We start from the raw sequence: 16,831 nt of genomic DNA, 5'->3' as shown, positions 1-16,831 counted from the left end.
GAGTCAGGCGGTGACGCGTTCTGTGTCGCGCTCGCTGTGCGCGCAGTCCATCTCGAGGGCGCGGATCGCTTCCTCGGGACTGGTCTCGCTGTCGAAGACGCGGTCGAAACCCATGTCGCGGAACGTGCGTCGGGTCTCCTCGAAGTCGTTCTGTCCGACTGCGAGGTTCCCGCCGATGTACGTGACGGCGTCGACGCCCGCTTCCGTGAGGGTCTCGTGGAAGCCGCGGCAGTCCTGCTCCGCGTGACCGTAGAGCGAGGAGACGAGTACAGCGTCGGCGTCGTGGGTAGCTGCGGACTCGGCGAACTCCTCCTGGGAGGTCTGGACGCCGAGGTTGTGAACCTCGAACCCTGCTGCGGAGAGGGCCTGCTCGAGGATGGTGATACCGACGACGTGCGCGTCGGACCCGATGACACCGAGAGTGACTGTCGCGGCCATGTAACTCCACTGTTGTATGAACAATAGTTAAAGATAATGGTCTATCATGATAATATTCCTTATACACGTTGAAGGGGGCGTTTGAGAATAAACCACACCATCATTATCTATTGGGAAGGTTTTTGCGTGACGGCGTCCACGAACGCCCCATGCCAGGACGCGACGCCGGCGACGAGCCGGCATCGAACCGCGCCGACAGCCACACCGAGCGCGACGACGCCGACCCCACCACCGGAACCGGCGCGAACCGCGCCGGCGACGAATCCACGCCCGACGACGAGGGCCCGCTCTCGGACCTCCGCGTCGTCGACCTCACGCAGGTACTCGCCGGCCCGTACTGCACGATGCTGCTCGCCGACCTCGGCGCGGACGTCGTGAAGGTCGAACGCCCCGGCGGCGACCTCATCCGCGCCAACCCACCCCACGTCGGCGACGCCGCCGACGAACCCTACGGCGGCTACTTCCAGAGCGTCAACCGCGGGAAGCGCTCCATCGAACTCGACCTCGGCGACGACGACGACCGCGAGGACTTCCAGTACCTCGTCGAGTCCGCGGACGTCGTCGTCGAGAACTACCGCGCCGGCACCATGGAACGCCTCGGGTGCGCGTACGAGGACCTCAAGGAACTGAACCCGGAACTCGTCTACGCGAGCATCCGCGGGTTCGGCGACCCCCGCACGGGCGAGACCCACAGACAGGGCCAGCCGAGCTTCGACCTCGTCGCGCAAGCGCTCGGCGGCGTCATGGAGATCACGGGCCAGGAGGACGGCCCACCGACGAAGGTCGGTCCCGGCATCGGCGACCTCTTCACCGCCGTCCTCGAAGCGGTCGGCATCCTCGCCGCCGTCCACCGCCGCGAACGCACCGGCGAAGGCAGCTACGTCGACACCGGCATGTACGACGCGATGGTGTCGATGTGCGAGCGCGCCGTCTACCACTACTCCTACGACGACGACGTCCTCACGCGCCAGGGCAACAGTCACCCGACGCTGTTCCCGTACAACGCGTTCGAGGCCGCCGACGGGTACGTCGTCATCGCCGCCTTCTCGGACGGTCACTGGCGCGAGCTCTGCGAGGCGATGGACCGCCCGGACCTCGCCGCCGACCACCCCGACGCCCCCAGCAGGATCCGCGCCCGCGACGACCTCCGCCCCCAGATAGCCGAGTGGACGCGCGAACACGACGCGGACGACATCGTCGACCTGCTCGACGGTCGCGTCCCCGCCGCACCAGTCCAGGACGCCGCGGACGTCTTCGACGACCCGCACGTCCACGACCGCGGGATGCTCGCCGACGTCGCCCAGCCCGGCGCCGACCGCGACGTCACCGTCGCCGGCTGCCCCATCAAGTTCGGCGACGCCCCCACCGGCCCGCGCGGCCGCGCCCCGCTCCTCGACGAACACCGCGACGAACTCCTCGGCGACCGCGATCGCGAACGCCCGCGCGCCAGCGGCGACGACTGAACGCACCGACCGCGCAGCACCTGGGAGGGTCACGCGCCCGTCGGTGCGACCTGCCGTGAGCGTCGTGCGAGCACGCGTCGCTTCGGTTTTTTGCCGTTCGCCGACGTATCCAGTGGCATGCACGCCAGACACGTCGCCGTCCTCGCGGTCGCCGTGGCCCTCGCCGTCGTCGCCGGCGGTTGCCTGGGGTCACCGAGCTCCGGCCCGAACGCACCATCCGGGAACGAGTCGTTCACCGTCGAGATGCTCGGGAACGCCACGCACAGCGTCTACGTCGCCACCCACCTCTACACCGACCGCCCCGAGTTCGTCACGCTCGAGTACGCGAACGGAACCACGCGCGAGTTCGAACTCCCGACCGAACAGGGCCTGTTCCAGGGCGACACCCCCGATGGCTTGCGGAGCGTCGCGACGCCCGAGGACGACGGCGGCGTCTACTTCGAGGGATCGCCCACGTTCACCGCGAGCGCGAACGAGATCGCGCCGATGGAGACCGTGGTGTTCGTCGTGCGCGTCGACGGCAGCAACCAGGTCGCCGCGTGGGGGGTCGCGAACTGCGACGGGCACGTCGACCGCGTCACGCTCGACGCCGACGGTCGGAACGTCACCGTCGGCGGCCTCGCCTGCAGCAACTGACCGCGAGCCGCGACTCGGCTCTCGCCCAGCGAGAACGATGGCGTCGACTATCCGGGCGGCCACCGAACGCCCACGTACCGCGACCATGTCCCATCCAGCCCGCCACTCGCCCGACCCGGAGGCGTACCCGGACGACGCCGACCTGGGCGAACAAGCGCGACACCTGCTCGAGTACGCCGTCCTCGCGCCGTCCAGCCACAACTCCCAGCCGTGGGCGTTCGACGTCGACGGTGGAACGATACGCGTGTTCGCGGACACATCGCGCCAGCTCGACGTCGCCGACCCGACCGGTCGGGAACTGGCGGTGAGCGTCGGCTGTGCGGTGGAGAACCTCGTCGTTGCGGCCGTGCACTTCGACCGTTCGCCGCTCGTCGAGTACGTGGACGCGTCCGCGCCGATGGACGCACGCCCGACCGCAGACGCCGACGCTCCCGACCGCTACCGACACCTCGCGACCGTCCACCTCGAAGCGGGAACGACCGACTCCATCGAGGGGGCGCCGGACGAGGCGCTGTTCGACGCGATACCCGTCCGACGCACGAACCACGGGTCGTACGACGACCGTCCGCTCCCTGCCGCGCTCCGCGAAACGTTCCAGGCGACCGGCGACGCCCTCGGCGTCGACGTTCACGTCGTCACCGACCCGGAGACCAAGGATGCGGTCGCCGCGCTCCAGGCGCGCGCCGACGAGACGCTGTTCGACGACCCGACGTACCGCGCGGAACTCGCCGAGTGGATCCGGTCCGGCGCGCTCGGCGCCGGCCCGATCAGGGCGCGAGTGAGCGCGACCGCCGTCAGACGCCTGGACCTCGGCGACCGCGAAGGCCGGAAGAACGCCACGCGCGTCGAGAACGCGCCGGCGGTCGTCGCGCTCGCCACGGCCACCGACAACGCCCCGGCGTGGCTCCGTGTCGGTCGCGCCTTCGAGCGGATGGCGCTCGCCGCCACCGGAGCCGGCGTGGCGGTCCATCCGCTGAGTCAGGTACTGGAGTTACCCGCGCTCCGCGATCAGTTCGCGGAACTGCTCGATACCGAGTCGACACCCCAGCACCTGTTCCGCGCCGGCTATGCCGACCCGGACGGAACGACGACGCCCCGACGCCCCGTCGACGACGTACTGCTCTCGGACTGACCCATCTCCAGGGGCCGGCCTCGAGATTCGAGCGAGCGCCTGCGAGTCGGTCGCGGGACCGACGTGAAACGGGGCCGACGAGCGTCCCGCTCACACGGTCGCGCGGTCGACGAACTTGTAGAACCGACTCGAGTCCGCGCCCGCGTCCTCCTCCGGCTGATACACGAACGCCAACCCCTCGCGTTCGAACGCCGCGAAGAACTCGCCCCACGAGACGACCCGGAACCGGTCCGTGTCCGGGAACGCGAACCGGAGGCTAGCGTCGCCGTCCCCGCTGGCGCGGGCCGGTTCCGCATTCCGGTCCTCGGCCCACCGCCGGATCGTCTCGTGGTTCGTCGTCGCATCCCCGTGGCCACCGGCGGGACAGACGGATTCGGACATTCCTACGCGTTCCTTGGAGCGTCCGACGCCCAAGTCACCGGCCAAACCCGCTAGGTCCCGTTACCGTCGGCGACGTCGTCGGGGAGAGAAACCCTTTTGCGCCTGCCATCCGGACGCTCTCGTATGACCGACTGGCCGTTCGACCCCGACGGAGACGAAGGCAGTGAGGGCATGCGGAAGTACGGGATGGCGATCCTCGCGAAGCGCCTCGACGAGGACGAGGACTTCCCGCTGAAGGCAGCGGACTTCGTCGACGAACACGGCGACGAACCCGTCCGCCTGAACCACCGTCGCGTCGTCAGCGTCGCCGACATCTTCGAGCACGTCGACAAGGGCGAGTTCGACGACATCGTCGACTTCCACAAGACCATCGGTCGCGCGATGCGCTCGGGCGACTTCTGGGAGTACCAGCCGAAGGCCGGCGAATCCAACATCAAGCCCGCCTGAAACGCCGGTTCTTCGGCCGACTGACGCGACTCGCTGCGCGCTGACGGACGGGTTCGCTCGCAGTGCTGGACTCGCTCGCGATCTAACGGACGTCCTTCTCTCGGCAGTCCTCTCGAGCGCATCACCGCCAGTAATCGGCTTCCGGAGGCGAACACGCGGCATCGCGTTTAGGGTGACTTAAGCCGTCGGCTCCGCTACGTCGCGGTAACGTGACGAACACTCAGGTCACTCTCTTCCAGATCGACAACTACGGTCCCTGGACGGTGACGCCCGAACCGCGCCGGGAGGTCGACCTCCAGACGCTGCAATCGCGCCTGTACGCCGACCTCTCCCAGCTCGTCGGGAATCGCGGCGGATACGTCTTCTTCACGCGGTTCGACAACATGGTCGCGGTGACGAACGGGCTCGAGGACGCCGACCTCGAACTCATCCAGGAGTCCGTCCGGAACCGGTATCCGGTGACGTTGAGCGTCGCGACGGCGACGGGGACGACGCCCGCGCAGGCGCTCGTCGACGCGACCGGGCTCGTGCAGGACCACGGGAGCGCGCAGGACAAGTCCCGCCGGGAGGTGCTCGCGGGACGGACGATAGCGAGCGAGCATCGGCGCGACGACGACGTCCACATCGCGCACTTCGACGTGGTGGACGCCACCGGCAAGTACACGGACGAACTCGACGCGTTCGAGACGTTCACGCACATCGAGCAGGGGTACGCGTCGCTGATGCGGCACCTCTACACCGAGTACGAGGGGCTCGCGTTCTTCGTCGGCGGGGACAACGTCATCGCGACCGTCCCGGAACTCGCCGAGGCCGACTATCGAGCGGCCATCGAGCACGTGCAGGCCGACGCGGACGTCGAACTGCAGGTCGGCGTCAGCTCGGATCGAACCGCGCACGAGGCGGGGATGGACGCGAAGCACGCGCTCGAGGACTGTCGCGCCCGGAACACGACAGTCGAGTTCCACTGAGGAGGCGGTCTCGCGGCGCGCGATGGCGGATCGTTCGGCGCGCTCACCCAGCAGTGCTTGGGTGGAGCGAACCGGCGTTGCGCCGGCCGGTTTCCGCCCTATATCCGTTGGGACGGGCTTAAGTCTGCTGGAGGTACCTTTTAGAACGGCCGTGCCAATCACTCACGTATGAATGCGGACGTGTCGATTCGCGACGTTGCAGCCAGGAACTTCGTCGGCGTCACGGAGACCGACTCCGTGAACGGCGCGGCGAAACTCATGTACGAGGACGACACCAGTTGTGCGGTCGTCCTCCGGGGCTCGGAGCCCGTCGGCATCGTCACAGAACGCGACGTCGTCGGCCTCATCGCGGAGGACGGCGACCCGATGAACACCGAGGTGAGCGTCGTGATGAGCGAGCCCGTCGTCACGATCGACGCCGCGGAGTCCCTCGCGGTCGCCGCCGAACGCATGGGGACCGAGACCATCCGGCATCTCGTCGTCACTGCGGGCGACGAACTCTTCGGCGTGCTCGCGGCCGACGACGTCCTCGCGGCGCGCTCCGCGACCGCACCCGTGAACGGCGAACCGACCGCGGGCGACCTCGTCGAGAACGGCGGGATGCCCGTCGCGGACGACCGAAGTCAGCCCGCCGAGGACGCCACGTACGACCCGCAGAGCATCTGCGAGGTCTGTGGGTCGCTCAGCGACGCGCTCACCGACCGGAACGGTCAGCTCGTCTGCGACAACTGCCTCGACGTCTGACCGCGAGGGAATCCTCGCGGAGGGGCGGCGCGGCAGACGACCCGTCATGGGCGACCCGTCCGTCGAACACCACCGGTCGCCCGTCGATTTATTTACTCGCCCCCGCAAGAAGCCCGTTTACCCGTTCGAGAGCCACTGGAACCACCCCACGAAACGGTGGTCGCGGGGCCAGACTTATTACACCCGCCTTTGTAAAGGACTCACATGGCACGGAACGTGCGAAGACGTGACGTACTGAGTGGCATCGGCGCGGCTGGACTCGCAAGCACCGCAGGCTGTATCGGTGGCCTCGGCGGCGGCGGCGGTGGCCCCGACATGCTCACCGTCGTCGGGTACCCCGAAGACGGTATCCAGCTGTTCCGGGACTTCTACAGTTCCTACAGCGACGACGTCGATATCCTCATCCCCGACGGCCTCCGCGACGGCGACCTGCCGGGTCAGGTCGGGAACGACATGAGCAACGTCACCGGGACCGCGCCCGCCGCGGGCGGCCCGAACCAGGAGGCGTTCACGTCGCTGTACGAGGACGAGTACGGCGAATCGCCGGGCGTGTTCACGACGCAGTCCTACGACTCCGTCGCCATCGGCATCCTCGCGAACGCCGCCGCCGGCGAGAACGACGGCACCGCCATCCGCGACCAGATGCGGAACGTCGCCAACCCTGGCGGCATGGAGGTCGGCGTCGACAACTTCGTCGAGGGCGTCGAAGCCGCCGCGAACGGCGAGGACGTGAACTTCCAGGGCTCGTCCAGTTCGGTGAACTTCGACGAGAACGGCGACCCGGCGTCCGCAGCGTACGCGATCTGGGAATTCACCGAGGACGGCACCGAGACCGCGGAAGTCCAGCAGTTCGAAGGTGCGAACCCCGACGGGAACGGACCGTCCGCTGACGAGATACCCGGCGGCATGGGCCGCGAGATCATGGTCGGCATCCTCCTCCCGGAGACCGGTGCGCTCGCGTCCACGGGGGCGGACATGATCAACGCCGCCCAGCTCCCCGCGATCCAGGTGAACGACAGCGACATCGACATGGAGGTCACGACGCAACTCGAGGACACGGAGACGAACTCCCAGTCCGGTGTCTCCGCGGCGAACACCCTGGTCAACGCCGGGTTCCCGTACATCTGCGGGAGCGCGTCCTCCGGTGTCAACGTCCCGGTGAGTCAGGAGGTCCTCATCCCGAACGAGGTCGTCGGTTGCTCGCCGTCCTCGACGGCGCTGTCGGTGACGAACCTCGAGGACAACGACTACATCTTCCGGACGGCACCGTCGGACCGCCTGCAGGGCCGCGTCATGGCGCAGGTCGCGAGCGAACGCCTGGAAGCCGGGAGCGCTGCGACGCTGTACGTCAACAACGACTACGGCCAGCAGCTCTCCGAGCGGTTCTCGGGCGTGTTCGAGGACGAGTTCGACGGGAGCGTGTTCCGTCAGGTGGCGTTCAACCAGGGCGAATCCTCGTACAGTTCCGTCGTCAGCGAAGCGATGTCCGCCGAGTAAGTCGGTCGCGACCACGGACAGATTCTCGTTTTTTCGACGCCAGATACGATAGCGACGCGACCGTGGTCCAGAGTCGACCGTCGTTCACTCACACCGATGGAGGTCCCGGTCGCGACGGACGTTTCACGCGTGAATCTTTCACAGGAAGCTGTTACGTGCCGGTAATGCCACGGTCACGTTCTCGCGAGCGGAGTGACGACGGGATTACTACCCGGTTCGTGTCCTCGCGTCGGATCGGAGCGAGTGGCCGACTGGAGGAGGTAATCCGGGATGACGTCGCAGTCTCCAGAGTAACGCGACTGATCGCGGGATAGTTCGCTCGTTACCGCATGGCACCGACCCCGGACGCCCGCCGGCTGCGGCGCCCCCGGGCGTGTGAAACCGGTACACGATTGTTACGCGAACGACCCGTTCCAGAGTGATTCGACACCGCGTCATAACAAAGCGACGAGCGACCGCGGGGGCACTTGTGCGCTTAAACACCACAGCAACGAAGCTACTCGCCATCGTACTCGCCGTCGGCCTCGTCGGCAGCACGGTGGCGTTCGCGTTCGCCGTACCGCCCGCACAGACGACTGACAGCCACGTCTCGACGCAGGACACGTCGTACCTCCGCGTCGTACACGCGTCCCCTGACGCCCCGGCAGTGGACGTTCGCGTCGAGAACGAGACCGTGCTCTCGAACGTGAGCTTCGGCGCCGTCAGCGACTACCTCTCCCTGCCCGCGGGGACGTACAACGTCTCCATCGTCGTGACCGGCACCGACACCGCGGTGTTCGACGACGCCGTCACGCTGTCGGCGCGGTCGCTGACGACCGTCGCCGCGAGCGGCGAGGTCACCGAGAACGCGAGCTCGACGTTCGAACCCGTGTTCTTCGTCGACGACGCGTACACGCCCGCCGAGAACGAGAGCGCGCTGAGCGTCATCCACCTCTCGCCCGACGCGCCCGCGGTCGACGTCACGACCGCGAACGGGAGCGTCGTGCTCGCGGAGAACGTCACCTTCCAGAACGGCTCGGACTACGTGTCGGTGCCCGCGGGGAACTACACCGTCGAGATCCGGCCGGCGACCGCCGGGAACAACGGGACCGTCGCCGCCACGTTCGACGTCGCGCTCGAGGGAGAGACCGCGTACTCCGCGCTCGCCGTCGGCTACCTCGACGCCGACGCCGCGCCCGCGGACACCCCGTTCGACCTCGTCCTCACCGAGGACGCGACCCTGACGGTCGAACTGCCGTCCGCGAACGAGTCGATGAACGAATCGATGAACGAATCGATGAACGAGACGACGGGGAACGAGACGACCACGACGGACGAGGAGACCGGCACCGAGCCGACCACGACTGACGAGGAGGCTGGCACCGAGACCGACACCGAAACCGAGGCGCGAGTCGCCATCTAGGCGTCTCGGAACGACCGAGATAGACTCGGCGTGGACGACGCGGCACGAGGAGCCGAATCCACGAACGGACTCGAAACCGCATCTCGATGCCACGTCGCGCGTTCGACGTCGAAGTCACGGTCGCACTGTCGCCGCGTCAGCGGCGAGCACGCTCGACGGACGGACCGGCACGAAGAAATCGACGTCGCTGGGAGGACACGACCGACTCCGATCGGTCGCGCGAGTCCGTACCGCCTTACCCGCCGAGGAAGTCCTGGCGGACCTGCGGGTCGTTCAGGAGCGTCGTCCCCTCGTCCTCGTAGCGGTTCTTCCCGTCTACGAGCACGTACCCGCGGTCGCAGCGACGCAGCGCCTCCTTCGCGTTCTGCTCGACCATCAGGATAGCCGTCCCGGCGTCGTTGATCTCGTCGATCTTGTCGAACATCTCCGCGACGAGGTCCGGCGCCAGCCCCGCCGAGGGCTCGTCGAGCAAGAGGAGTTCGGGGTCGAGCATCAGCGCTCGACCCATCGCGAGCATCTGCTGTTGCCCGCCGGAGAGCGTCCCCGCCTTCTGGGTCTGGCGTTCCTCCAGTATCGGGAAGCGCTCGAACACCTCGTTCAGCGAATCCTGCGGGACGTCCTCGAGGATGTACGCGCCCATCTCGAGGTTCTCGCGGACGGTCAGCGTCCCGAACACGTTGTCGTTCTGCGGGACGTACCCGAGCCCGAGGTGGATGATGTCCTCCGGACGCATCGTCGTGATGTCGTTCGTCTCGAACTGGACGGTCCCACCCATGTGGCTCGTCAACCCGAACACGGACTTCATCACGGTCGACTTCCCCGCGCCGTTCGGGCCGACGATGGTGACGTACTCCTCGTCGTTCACGTCCATGTCGACGTCCGTCAGGATCTGGAGGTCGCCGTACCCGGCGTCCAGGTCGCGGACGGACAGGATGCTGTCCTCGTAGAGCGTGACGTCCGTCGCTGCGCTCGTCGTCGCGCCACCGTCCGGCTCGAAGCCACTCGACGCCGCGTCCGGCGTCGCGTCACTCGGCGTCGATTCGTCGGTCATACCTCACCTCCGAGGTACGCCTCGATGACGTCTTCGTTGTTCCGCACGTCCTCCGGCGTCCCTTCGGTGAGGATGCGGCCCTGGTGCATGACGATGACTTTCTCGCAGTTCTCCATGATGAGGTCCATGTCGTGCTCGACGATGAGGAACGTGTACCCCTGGTTGCGGAGTTCGTGGATGTGCTCCAGGAGCCGCTCCTCGAGCGTCGGGTTGACGCCCGCGAACGGCTCGTCGAGCAGGAGCATGTCCGGGTCCGTCAGGAGCGCACGCGCCATCTCCAGGAGCTTCCGTTGCCCGCCGGAGAGGTTCCCCGCGTACTCGTTCGCGAGGTGCTCGATGTCGAAGAACTCGAGGGTCTCCCACGCGCGCTCCAGGATCTCCTCTTCCTGCTTGTTCACGTCGTTGCGCGCGAACACCGACCGCCAGAGCGCTTCGCCGCGCTGATGCATCGGAGCGACCATCATGTTCTCCAGGACGGTCATCTCCGAGAGTTCGCGCGCGATCTGGAACGTCCGCACGAGGCCGCGCTCGGCGACCTCGTACGGCTCCAGGCCCGTGATGTCCTCGCCGTTGAACTCCACGACCCCGGAGTCGGGCGTGTACGTGCCCGTGATGCAGTTGAACGTCGTCGACTTCCCCGCGCCGTTCGGCCCGATGAGGCCCGTCATCGAGCCCTTCTTGATCTCGAAGCCGGCGTTATCGACCGCGGTGATGCCGCCGAACGTCTTCCGGAGGTCCCGTACCTTCAGTGGGACGTCGACCATGTCCGCGCTCTCCGAGACCGCGTCCAGTTCCACGTCCGCGTCCGCGTCAGGGACCGTGACACCGCCGGAATCGGTCTCCGAGTCGGTTGCGTCCGAGGGTTCGGCGTCACTCATTGGTCCTCACCTCCGTCGGTCGCGGCCTTCTTCGTTGGCCGCGTGAGCGGGATGCTCGACGCGGACTCCTTCCGGTGACCGAGCAGGCCGTCGGGCCGCCGGTGCATGAGCCAGATGAGGACGACCCCCATCAGGAACAACTGCAGCTGGCGGATGGAGTCGAGCGTGTAGAGGAGCATCGGGAAGATGTCTCCGCCGCTGAGCGGCGCCATCGCCTGCCCGAAGCTCGACGGCGCCTCGGGGTTCCCGAGCACCGTCTCGACGATGTTCTTGAAGTACCGCGGGCCCTGGAAGAGGAACGCGGCGAAGATCGCGCCACCCATGACGCTCCCGGTGTTCGACCCGGAACCGCCGATGATGAGCGCGATCCACACGTAGAACGTGATGCGTGGCCGGAACGTGTTCGGCGTCACCGACCCCTGCGTACCGAACCAGAGGATGCCGATGAGGCCCATGAGCGCGCAACCGACCATGAACGACTTGATCTTGAACACGTTCGTGTTCTTCCCGAGCGCGTTCGTCACGTCCTCGTCCTCGCGGACGGCCTTCAGGACGCGACCGAACGGCGAACTCCCGATGCGCGTGATGAGGACGTAGAACCCGCCCAGCACCAGGAGGAGGACGAACGCGTACGCGAAGTTGTCCACGACCGGCTTCGGGTTGTTCGGGATGGCGCTCCCGACGGCTTCGACGAGGACGCCGAGATACACCTCCTCCCATAACCACCCGGATTGGCCGAACACGAGGTCGAACGGCACGGACGCGGTGCGGACGAACACCTCGAGCGGGTCGCCGTAGTCGAGGATGACCCCGTCACCGCCGCCGAGACCGACCTTGTAGCCGGCGACGTCCGCACTGCTCAGGGTGTCCGAGAGCAGTGAGAACCGGACGATCTCGGACAACGCGATGGTGACGATCGCGAGGTAGTCCGCGCGGAGTCGAAGCGCCGGGAGTGCCGCGATGAGGCCGAGGATGGCGGCTGCGGCCATCCCGCCGACGATCCCGACGAGGAGCGGTAGCCCGAAGCCACCGACCTCGGCGGCACTGGTCCCGGAGCCGAACACGGGCTTCGAGAGGACGCCCGTGATGTACACGCCGGTCGCCATGAAGCCGACGATACCGATGTTGAACAGGCCCGTGTACCCCCAGTGGAGGTTCAGCGCGAGCGCCGACATCGCGAACACCGCGATCCAGAAGCTCAACTGACCGAGCTGGTTCATCAGCCCGCGGAACGGCAGGCCGATGACGACCCCGCCGATGAGGTACAGCGCGAACACGCCCACGAGGAGCGTGAGGAGCATGTACTTGTCGTTCCGGAAGTCGATCCCGAACAGGACCGACTGGTCCTCCTCCTCGCTCTGCCCGTACCCCTTCGGTTCGTCGCCGCTGTCGGTCTCGCTCATGCTGTCGACCTCCCAGAGAACAGCCCCTGTGGACGCGCGACCAGCACGAGGATCATGACGACGAACGCGGCGGCGCGAGCGAACCCGGACGGTATCCAGATGACCGCCGTCGACGCCGTCAGGCCGATGACGAGGCCGCCGAGGATGGCGCCGTACACCGACCCGATGCCGCCGAGGATGACCGCTGCGAAGATGAGCAGGAGCAGCAGCCAGCCGTCGTTCCAGGAGAGCGTCCCCTTCCAGAGGACGAACATGTAGCCGGCGATGCCGGTGAGGCCGCCGCCGATGATCCACGTCGACCGGATGACGCGTTCGGTCGGGATGCCCGTGATGCGTGCGAGCGACTCGTCGTCACTCATCGCGCGCATCGCCTTCCCGAGCTTCGTGCGCTGCAGGAGGAAGTGCACGCCGAGCATGAGGCCGCCCGCGACGACGACCAGGAAGCCGTCGTGGAGCGTGAGCGGGACGGTCCCGTCGAGGACGAGCGGCCGGATGTCTGGGACGGTCCCGGCGTCGGTCGTGCCGCGCGTACTGGAGTCGAAGACGAACAGGATGAGGTACCGGAGCGCGAACGCCACCCCGATGCTCGTGATGAGCAGCGGGATGCCGCCGGCGTCCCGGATCGGTTTGAACATGAAGCGGTCGATGAAGAGCGCGAGCCCGATGGTGAGGCTCCCGGCGACGATGAGACCGGCGAGCACGGCGAGCGGCGTGTTCACGATGTTGACGCCTAGTGCGCCACCGAAGACGGAGCCGCCGGCGCCGACGAGGGCGAGCGACCCGATGTTCGCCTCGGCGCCGAAGCCGCCGGCGATGAGGTACGTGACCGACCAGCCCGAGAACGCGCCGGCGGTGATGTAGTCGCCGTGGGCGAAGTTCGCGAAGTTCAGGATGCTGTACGTCATCGAGAGCCCGATTCCCGCGAGACCGATGACGAGGCCGCGCATGAGGCCGTCCTTGATGAGTCCGAGCATGCCGGATATCGCCAGCTCTCCCGTGAGGAGCTGGCGTAGCATGTCCAGTAGGAGGACGACGCCGATGAAGACGAGAGCGGCTGTCATCGGCTTCTCGACGATGAGCTCTCTACCTCTCGTTACTGATTCTGATGCTCCCATGTGTGTGGCTTACAAGGAAAGCGCGACAAGGAGATAGTTAAGTCTTGCCCGACCTATCACTTCCGTTGGATACGGAGTGGCCGACGTGGAGCGTTCGGTCGACGCAGTCGTTCGTCCACAGCCGCCCGGTTACTACGTCGGGTTTCTCCCGATTCCAGACAACGTCGGCGTTCAGAAACTACAGAAGAATAAATTTGAGTTTATAACAAAACAGACTAGTCTGCTCGCCGTCGAGACCTCGGCGGTACCGCCGGCAGACGCCGGGACTACATCCCCTACGCCGGTCACGTCGCCTGGAAGGTCATGGCACCCGCCGAATCTATTCAGGATGCTGTCACACCCCACGAGCGTTCAACTCACACACGGTCCCGGGGCAACGAACCCCTCCTGTCGAACAAAGAAAGGTCTTTCACGGGGCCACGCGGAACCCCAAGCATGCCGTTGGAGACCCTGGACGACGCCACCCTTGACGGTGCCGCCGTCGCGGTCCGCGTGGACGTGAACAGTCCACTCACAGCGGACGGCGCGCTCGCCGACGACGCGCGCCTCCAGGCCCACCACGATACGCTCGCAGAGTTGACCGACCGCGGCGCCCGCGTCGCCGTCCTCGCCCACCAGGGCCGCCCCGGTGGCGACCAGTTCTCGCAACTGCGTCCGCACGCCGAGCGGTTCGACGAACTCCTCGACGCCCCCGTCTCCTACCTGGACGCGACCTACAACCAGCAGGCCAGGGACACCGTCCAGGCGCTCGACGACGGCGAAGCGGTCGTCCTCGAGAACACGCGGTTCTACAGCGAGGAGTACATGGAGTTCGACCCCGTCGACGCCGGCGAGACGCATCTCGTCGAGGGACTCGTCCCAGTCCTCGACTACTACGTGAACGACGCGTTCGCCGCGGCACACCGCTCGCAGCCGTCGCTCGTCGGCTTCCAGCAGCACCTCCCGAGTTACATGGGTCGCGTGATGGAGGAGGAGATATCGGTGCTCGGGAACGTCGACGAGACGCCGCGCCCGCGCGTGTACCTCCTCGGCGGCGCGAAGGTCTCCGATTCGGTGGACGTGGCGTGGGACGTCCTCGAATCCGGGATGGCCGACCAGGTGTTGACGACGGGCGTCGTCGGGAACGTGTTCCTGCTCGCGGACGGCGTCGACATCGGTGACGCGTCCTCGGACTTCATCTACGACCAGGGGTACTGGGACCAGATCGACCGTGCGGCGGACCTCCTGGACGCGCACGGTGACCGCGTTCGGTTCCCGCAGGACGTCGCCGTCGAGCGGAACGGCGAACGTCACGAACTCGGACTGAACGCGCTCCCGAGTGCGGACGGCGAGGCGGCGATGGACGTCGGGAGCGAGACCATCCGGCTCTACCGGAGCGTCCTCGAATCCGCGGAGACAGTCATCCTGAACGGTCCTGCGGGCGTGTTCGAGAACGACCTCTTCGGTCGTGGCACTCGCGAGCTGTACGCGGCGGCGAGCGAGGCGTCGTACAGCATCGTCGGTGGCGGTGACACCGCTGCGGCGATCCGGAAGTTCGACCTGACGGGGTTCGACCACCTGTCGACGGGTGGGGGCGCGTGCCTGCGGATGCTGACGGACGGCGACCTCCCCGCGGTCGAGGCGTTGCGGAACGCGCCGACGGCGACGGAGGCGTAGCGTGCGTATCGAGCCGGCGCGCGCTCGCGACGTCGATGCACTCGCTGACGCGTGGGTGGCGCTCGCCGCGGAGCAGCGCGCGCACGGCTCGCACCTCGAGGCTGCAGCGAACCGCGGTCGGATACGCGAGTCGATGGCGCATCACGTCGTCGACGATTCCTGTCTCGTCGCTCGCCGGTCGGACGCGGCGACTGCGGACGAGAGGACGGACGAGGATGCGTTCGTCGGGTTCGTGACGTTCTCGGTGGACGACGGCGGGTACGCCATGGACGCGTCGCGCGGCAGCGTCGAGAACCTGTACGTGCGACCGGAGTCGCGCGGAGACGGCGTCGGCGCGTCGCTGTTGTCGGCAGCGGAGGACGCGCTCGCTGCTCGCGGCGTCGACGTGGTCTCCCTGGAGGTGCTCGCGCGGAACGACCGCGCTCGCGAGTTCTACGACCGCGAAGGGTACGCCGAACAGCGCGTCGTCGTCGAGAAGCGATTCGATGTCGAAACGGATACAAAGGGCAACCTCGGAGAGTGAATCACGTGCCAGGAGAGCATGGGCGGTTCATGCACTCGACTTGTAATCGAGACTTCGGGGGTTCGAATCCCCCTCCTGGCTTGTCGCTCAGAACGTAGGTGAGGAGCGACCGCCACCGGGGAGTTCGAATCCTATCGGTCGCGCGTAGCGAACCCGGTGAGAGCACGTCTGGTGTCGGTTCGAATCCCGTGGTCGGTGGTGGGCCGTGGGGGTGGTGTGTTGCCGGCATGGAGCGAGTGGTGTGTTCGCAATCCACACGATAGTCTGGTGGTGGGCGGGGGTGTCGAGAGCGACGTGTCGGTTTCCGTTCCGGTCGAAGCGGTGATACGGGTGGGGTCGGGTGGCGTGCCGACCGCCTTGAGGGTGCATGTTGCGAGACTGCGGTCGAACCGCCGCGGTTCCTAACCCACGCATACCTCTCGGAAGTTAGAACAGTGGTCGCGGCATTTATGAAGCATTGTCTCCATGGGTCGAACGTGGCAGCAAACGACGGACAAGAGGGAGGTGGTCCATCCGATGGGGGGCTGGAGGTCCTCGTCGTCGACGACGAGTCGCGGCTGGCCGATCTCTTCACCGCCTGGCTGACGACAGAGTACGAGGTGGAAGCCGCCTACGACGGCGAATCAGCACTGGAACTGATGAGTGAGTCCGTCCAGGTCGTCCTGCTGGACCGACGGATGCCCGGACTCTCCGGCGACGAGGTCCTCGAGGAGATCCGCGACCGCGGCTACGACTGCCGCGTCGTGATGGTGACCGCGGTCGACCCCGACTTCGACATCATCGAGATGGGGTTCGACGACTACCTCGTCAAACCAGTCTCCAAGGACGAACTCATGGAGGTCGTCGAGAGCGTGCAATCGCGCTCGTCGTACGAGAACGACATCCAGGAGTACTACGCGCTCGTCTCGAAGAAGAGCCTGCTGGAGTCCGAGAAGTCCGAGCGCGAACTCGCGGACAACGACGAGTACCAGGAGCTCACGGCGCGCGTCGACGAACTCCGCGGGCGCGTCGACGACGCGGTCTCCGGGATGGAAGACCACGACGACTTCGTCGGCGCGTTCCAGGACCTCCCCGGCGAACAGTAACCAGCAGCCCCG

At 66.9% G+C, this 16,831-nt stretch carries 17 protein-coding genes and 1 tRNA gene; 12 read left to right on the top strand and 6 right to left on the bottom strand.

Annotated features, from left to right (window positions below):
• Window positions 1-3 precede the first annotated feature (3 nt).
• A complete protein-coding gene (gene glmS / locus LI336_RS02775; protein WP_227131095.1) occupies window positions 4-438 on the bottom strand; it encodes a methylaspartate mutase subunit S in 435 nt (144 codons plus the stop codon).
• Between the two features lie 149 nt (window positions 439-587).
• Between glmS and mct the strand changes: the two genes are divergently transcribed.
• The 3 genes from mct to LI336_RS02760 all read left to right on the top strand — a co-directional run bounded on the left by mct (window position 588) and on the right by LI336_RS02760 (window position 3,669).
• Window positions 588-1,901 carry a succinyl-CoA:mesaconate CoA-transferase gene (mct, locus tag LI336_RS02770; RefSeq protein WP_227131094.1) on the top strand — a complete coding sequence of 438 codons (1,314 nt, stop codon included), beginning with the start codon at window positions 588-590 and terminating at the stop codon, window positions 1,899-1,901.
• 117 nt (window positions 1,902-2,018) lie between these two features.
• Window positions 2,019-2,537, top strand: a complete 519-nt coding sequence (locus tag LI336_RS02765) for a hypothetical protein (RefSeq protein WP_227131093.1) — start codon at window positions 2,019-2,021, stop codon at window positions 2,535-2,537.
• A gap of 85 nt (window positions 2,538-2,622) precedes the next feature.
• Window positions 2,623-3,669: an Acg family FMN-binding oxidoreductase gene (locus LI336_RS02760; protein ID WP_227131092.1), complete on the top strand. Its 1,047-nt coding sequence runs from the start codon at window positions 2,623-2,625 to the stop codon at window positions 3,667-3,669.
• A 90-nt stretch (window positions 3,670-3,759) separates the two neighbouring features.
• On the opposite strand, the gene LI336_RS02755 is transcribed toward LI336_RS02760, so the two are convergent.
• The gene (locus LI336_RS02755) at window positions 3,760-4,050 is read right to left on the bottom strand and encodes a hypothetical protein (RefSeq protein WP_227131091.1); all 291 of its coding nucleotides are present in this window, start codon (window positions 4,048-4,050) and stop codon (window positions 3,760-3,762) included.
• Window positions 4,051-4,173: 123 nt separating this feature from the next.
• Between LI336_RS02755 and LI336_RS02750 the strand changes: the two genes are divergently transcribed.
• From LI336_RS02750 to LI336_RS02730, 5 genes are all read left to right on the top strand, one after another.
• Window positions 4,174-4,497, top strand: a complete 324-nt coding sequence (locus tag LI336_RS02750) for a DUF5785 family protein (RefSeq protein ID WP_227131089.1) — start codon at window positions 4,174-4,176, stop codon at window positions 4,495-4,497.
• A gap of 209 nt (window positions 4,498-4,706) precedes the next feature.
• Window positions 4,707-5,465: a GTP cyclohydrolase III gene (locus LI336_RS02745; protein WP_227131088.1), complete on the top strand. Its 759-nt coding sequence runs from the start codon at window positions 4,707-4,709 to the stop codon at window positions 5,463-5,465.
• A gap of 168 nt (window positions 5,466-5,633) precedes the next feature.
• Complete coding sequence (locus tag LI336_RS02740) at window positions 5,634-6,209, top strand: CBS domain-containing protein (protein WP_227131087.1); 576 nt, start codon at window positions 5,634-5,636, stop codon at window positions 6,207-6,209.
• Window positions 6,210-6,413: 204 nt separating this feature from the next.
• Window positions 6,414-7,706, top strand: a complete 1,293-nt coding sequence (locus LI336_RS02735; RefSeq protein WP_227131086.1) for an ABC transporter substrate-binding protein — start codon at window positions 6,414-6,416, stop codon at window positions 7,704-7,706.
• A gap of 469 nt (window positions 7,707-8,175) precedes the next feature.
• Complete coding sequence (locus tag LI336_RS02730) at window positions 8,176-9,108, top strand: DUF4397 domain-containing protein (RefSeq protein ID WP_227131085.1); 933 nt, start codon at window positions 8,176-8,178, stop codon at window positions 9,106-9,108.
• Between the two features lie 235 nt (window positions 9,109-9,343).
• On the opposite strand, the gene LI336_RS02725 is transcribed toward LI336_RS02730, so the two are convergent.
• The 4 genes from LI336_RS02725 to LI336_RS02710 all read right to left on the bottom strand — a co-directional run bounded on the left by LI336_RS02725 (window position 9,344) and on the right by LI336_RS02710 (window position 13,555).
• Window positions 9,344-10,159: an ABC transporter ATP-binding protein gene (locus LI336_RS02725; protein ID WP_227131084.1), complete on the bottom strand. Its 816-nt coding sequence runs from the start codon at window positions 10,157-10,159 to the stop codon at window positions 9,344-9,346.
• Window positions 10,156-11,037 carry an ABC transporter ATP-binding protein gene (locus tag LI336_RS02720; protein WP_438267260.1) on the bottom strand — a complete coding sequence of 294 codons (882 nt, stop codon included), beginning with the start codon at window positions 11,035-11,037 and terminating at the stop codon, window positions 10,156-10,158. Before LI336_RS02720 ends, LI336_RS02725 begins: the two co-directional genes overlap by 4 nt.
• On the bottom strand, window positions 11,034-12,338 hold the full coding sequence (locus tag LI336_RS02715; RefSeq protein WP_368408344.1) for a branched-chain amino acid ABC transporter permease: 1,305 nt from the start codon (window positions 12,336-12,338) through the stop codon (window positions 11,034-11,036). Before LI336_RS02715 ends, LI336_RS02720 begins: the two co-directional genes overlap by 4 nt.
• Window positions 12,339-12,436: 98 nt before the next feature.
• On the bottom strand, window positions 12,437-13,555 hold the full coding sequence (locus LI336_RS02710; RefSeq protein WP_227131082.1) for a branched-chain amino acid ABC transporter permease: 1,119 nt from the start codon (window positions 13,553-13,555) through the stop codon (window positions 12,437-12,439).
• A 435-nt stretch (window positions 13,556-13,990) separates the two neighbouring features.
• Between LI336_RS02710 and LI336_RS02705 the strand changes: the two genes are divergently transcribed.
• From LI336_RS02705 to LI336_RS02690, 4 genes are all read left to right on the top strand, one after another.
• Window positions 13,991-15,211, top strand: a complete 1,221-nt coding sequence (locus tag LI336_RS02705) for a phosphoglycerate kinase (protein WP_227131080.1) — start codon at window positions 13,991-13,993, stop codon at window positions 15,209-15,211.
• A 1-nt stretch (window position 15,212) separates the two neighbouring features.
• Window positions 15,213-15,734: a GNAT family N-acetyltransferase gene (locus LI336_RS02700; protein WP_227131079.1), complete on the top strand. Its 522-nt coding sequence runs from the start codon at window positions 15,213-15,215 to the stop codon at window positions 15,732-15,734.
• A 7-nt stretch (window positions 15,735-15,741) separates the two neighbouring features.
• Window positions 15,742-15,815: transfer RNA gene (locus LI336_RS02695), tRNA-Thr, on the top strand.
• Between the two features lie 395 nt (window positions 15,816-16,210).
• Window positions 16,211-16,819 carry a response regulator transcription factor gene (locus LI336_RS02690; RefSeq protein ID WP_227131077.1) on the top strand — a complete coding sequence of 203 codons (609 nt, stop codon included), beginning with the start codon at window positions 16,211-16,213 and terminating at the stop codon, window positions 16,817-16,819.
• Window positions 16,820-16,831: the final 12 nt, after the last annotated feature.

This window comes from Halorubellus salinus, from assembly GCF_020567525.1.
Lineage (GTDB): Archaea > Halobacteriota > Halobacteria > Halobacteriales > Natrialbaceae > Halorubellus > Halorubellus salinus.
The sequence above is the reverse complement of the archived record's forward strand: the minus strand, read 5'-3'. Positions and strand labels throughout refer to the sequence as shown.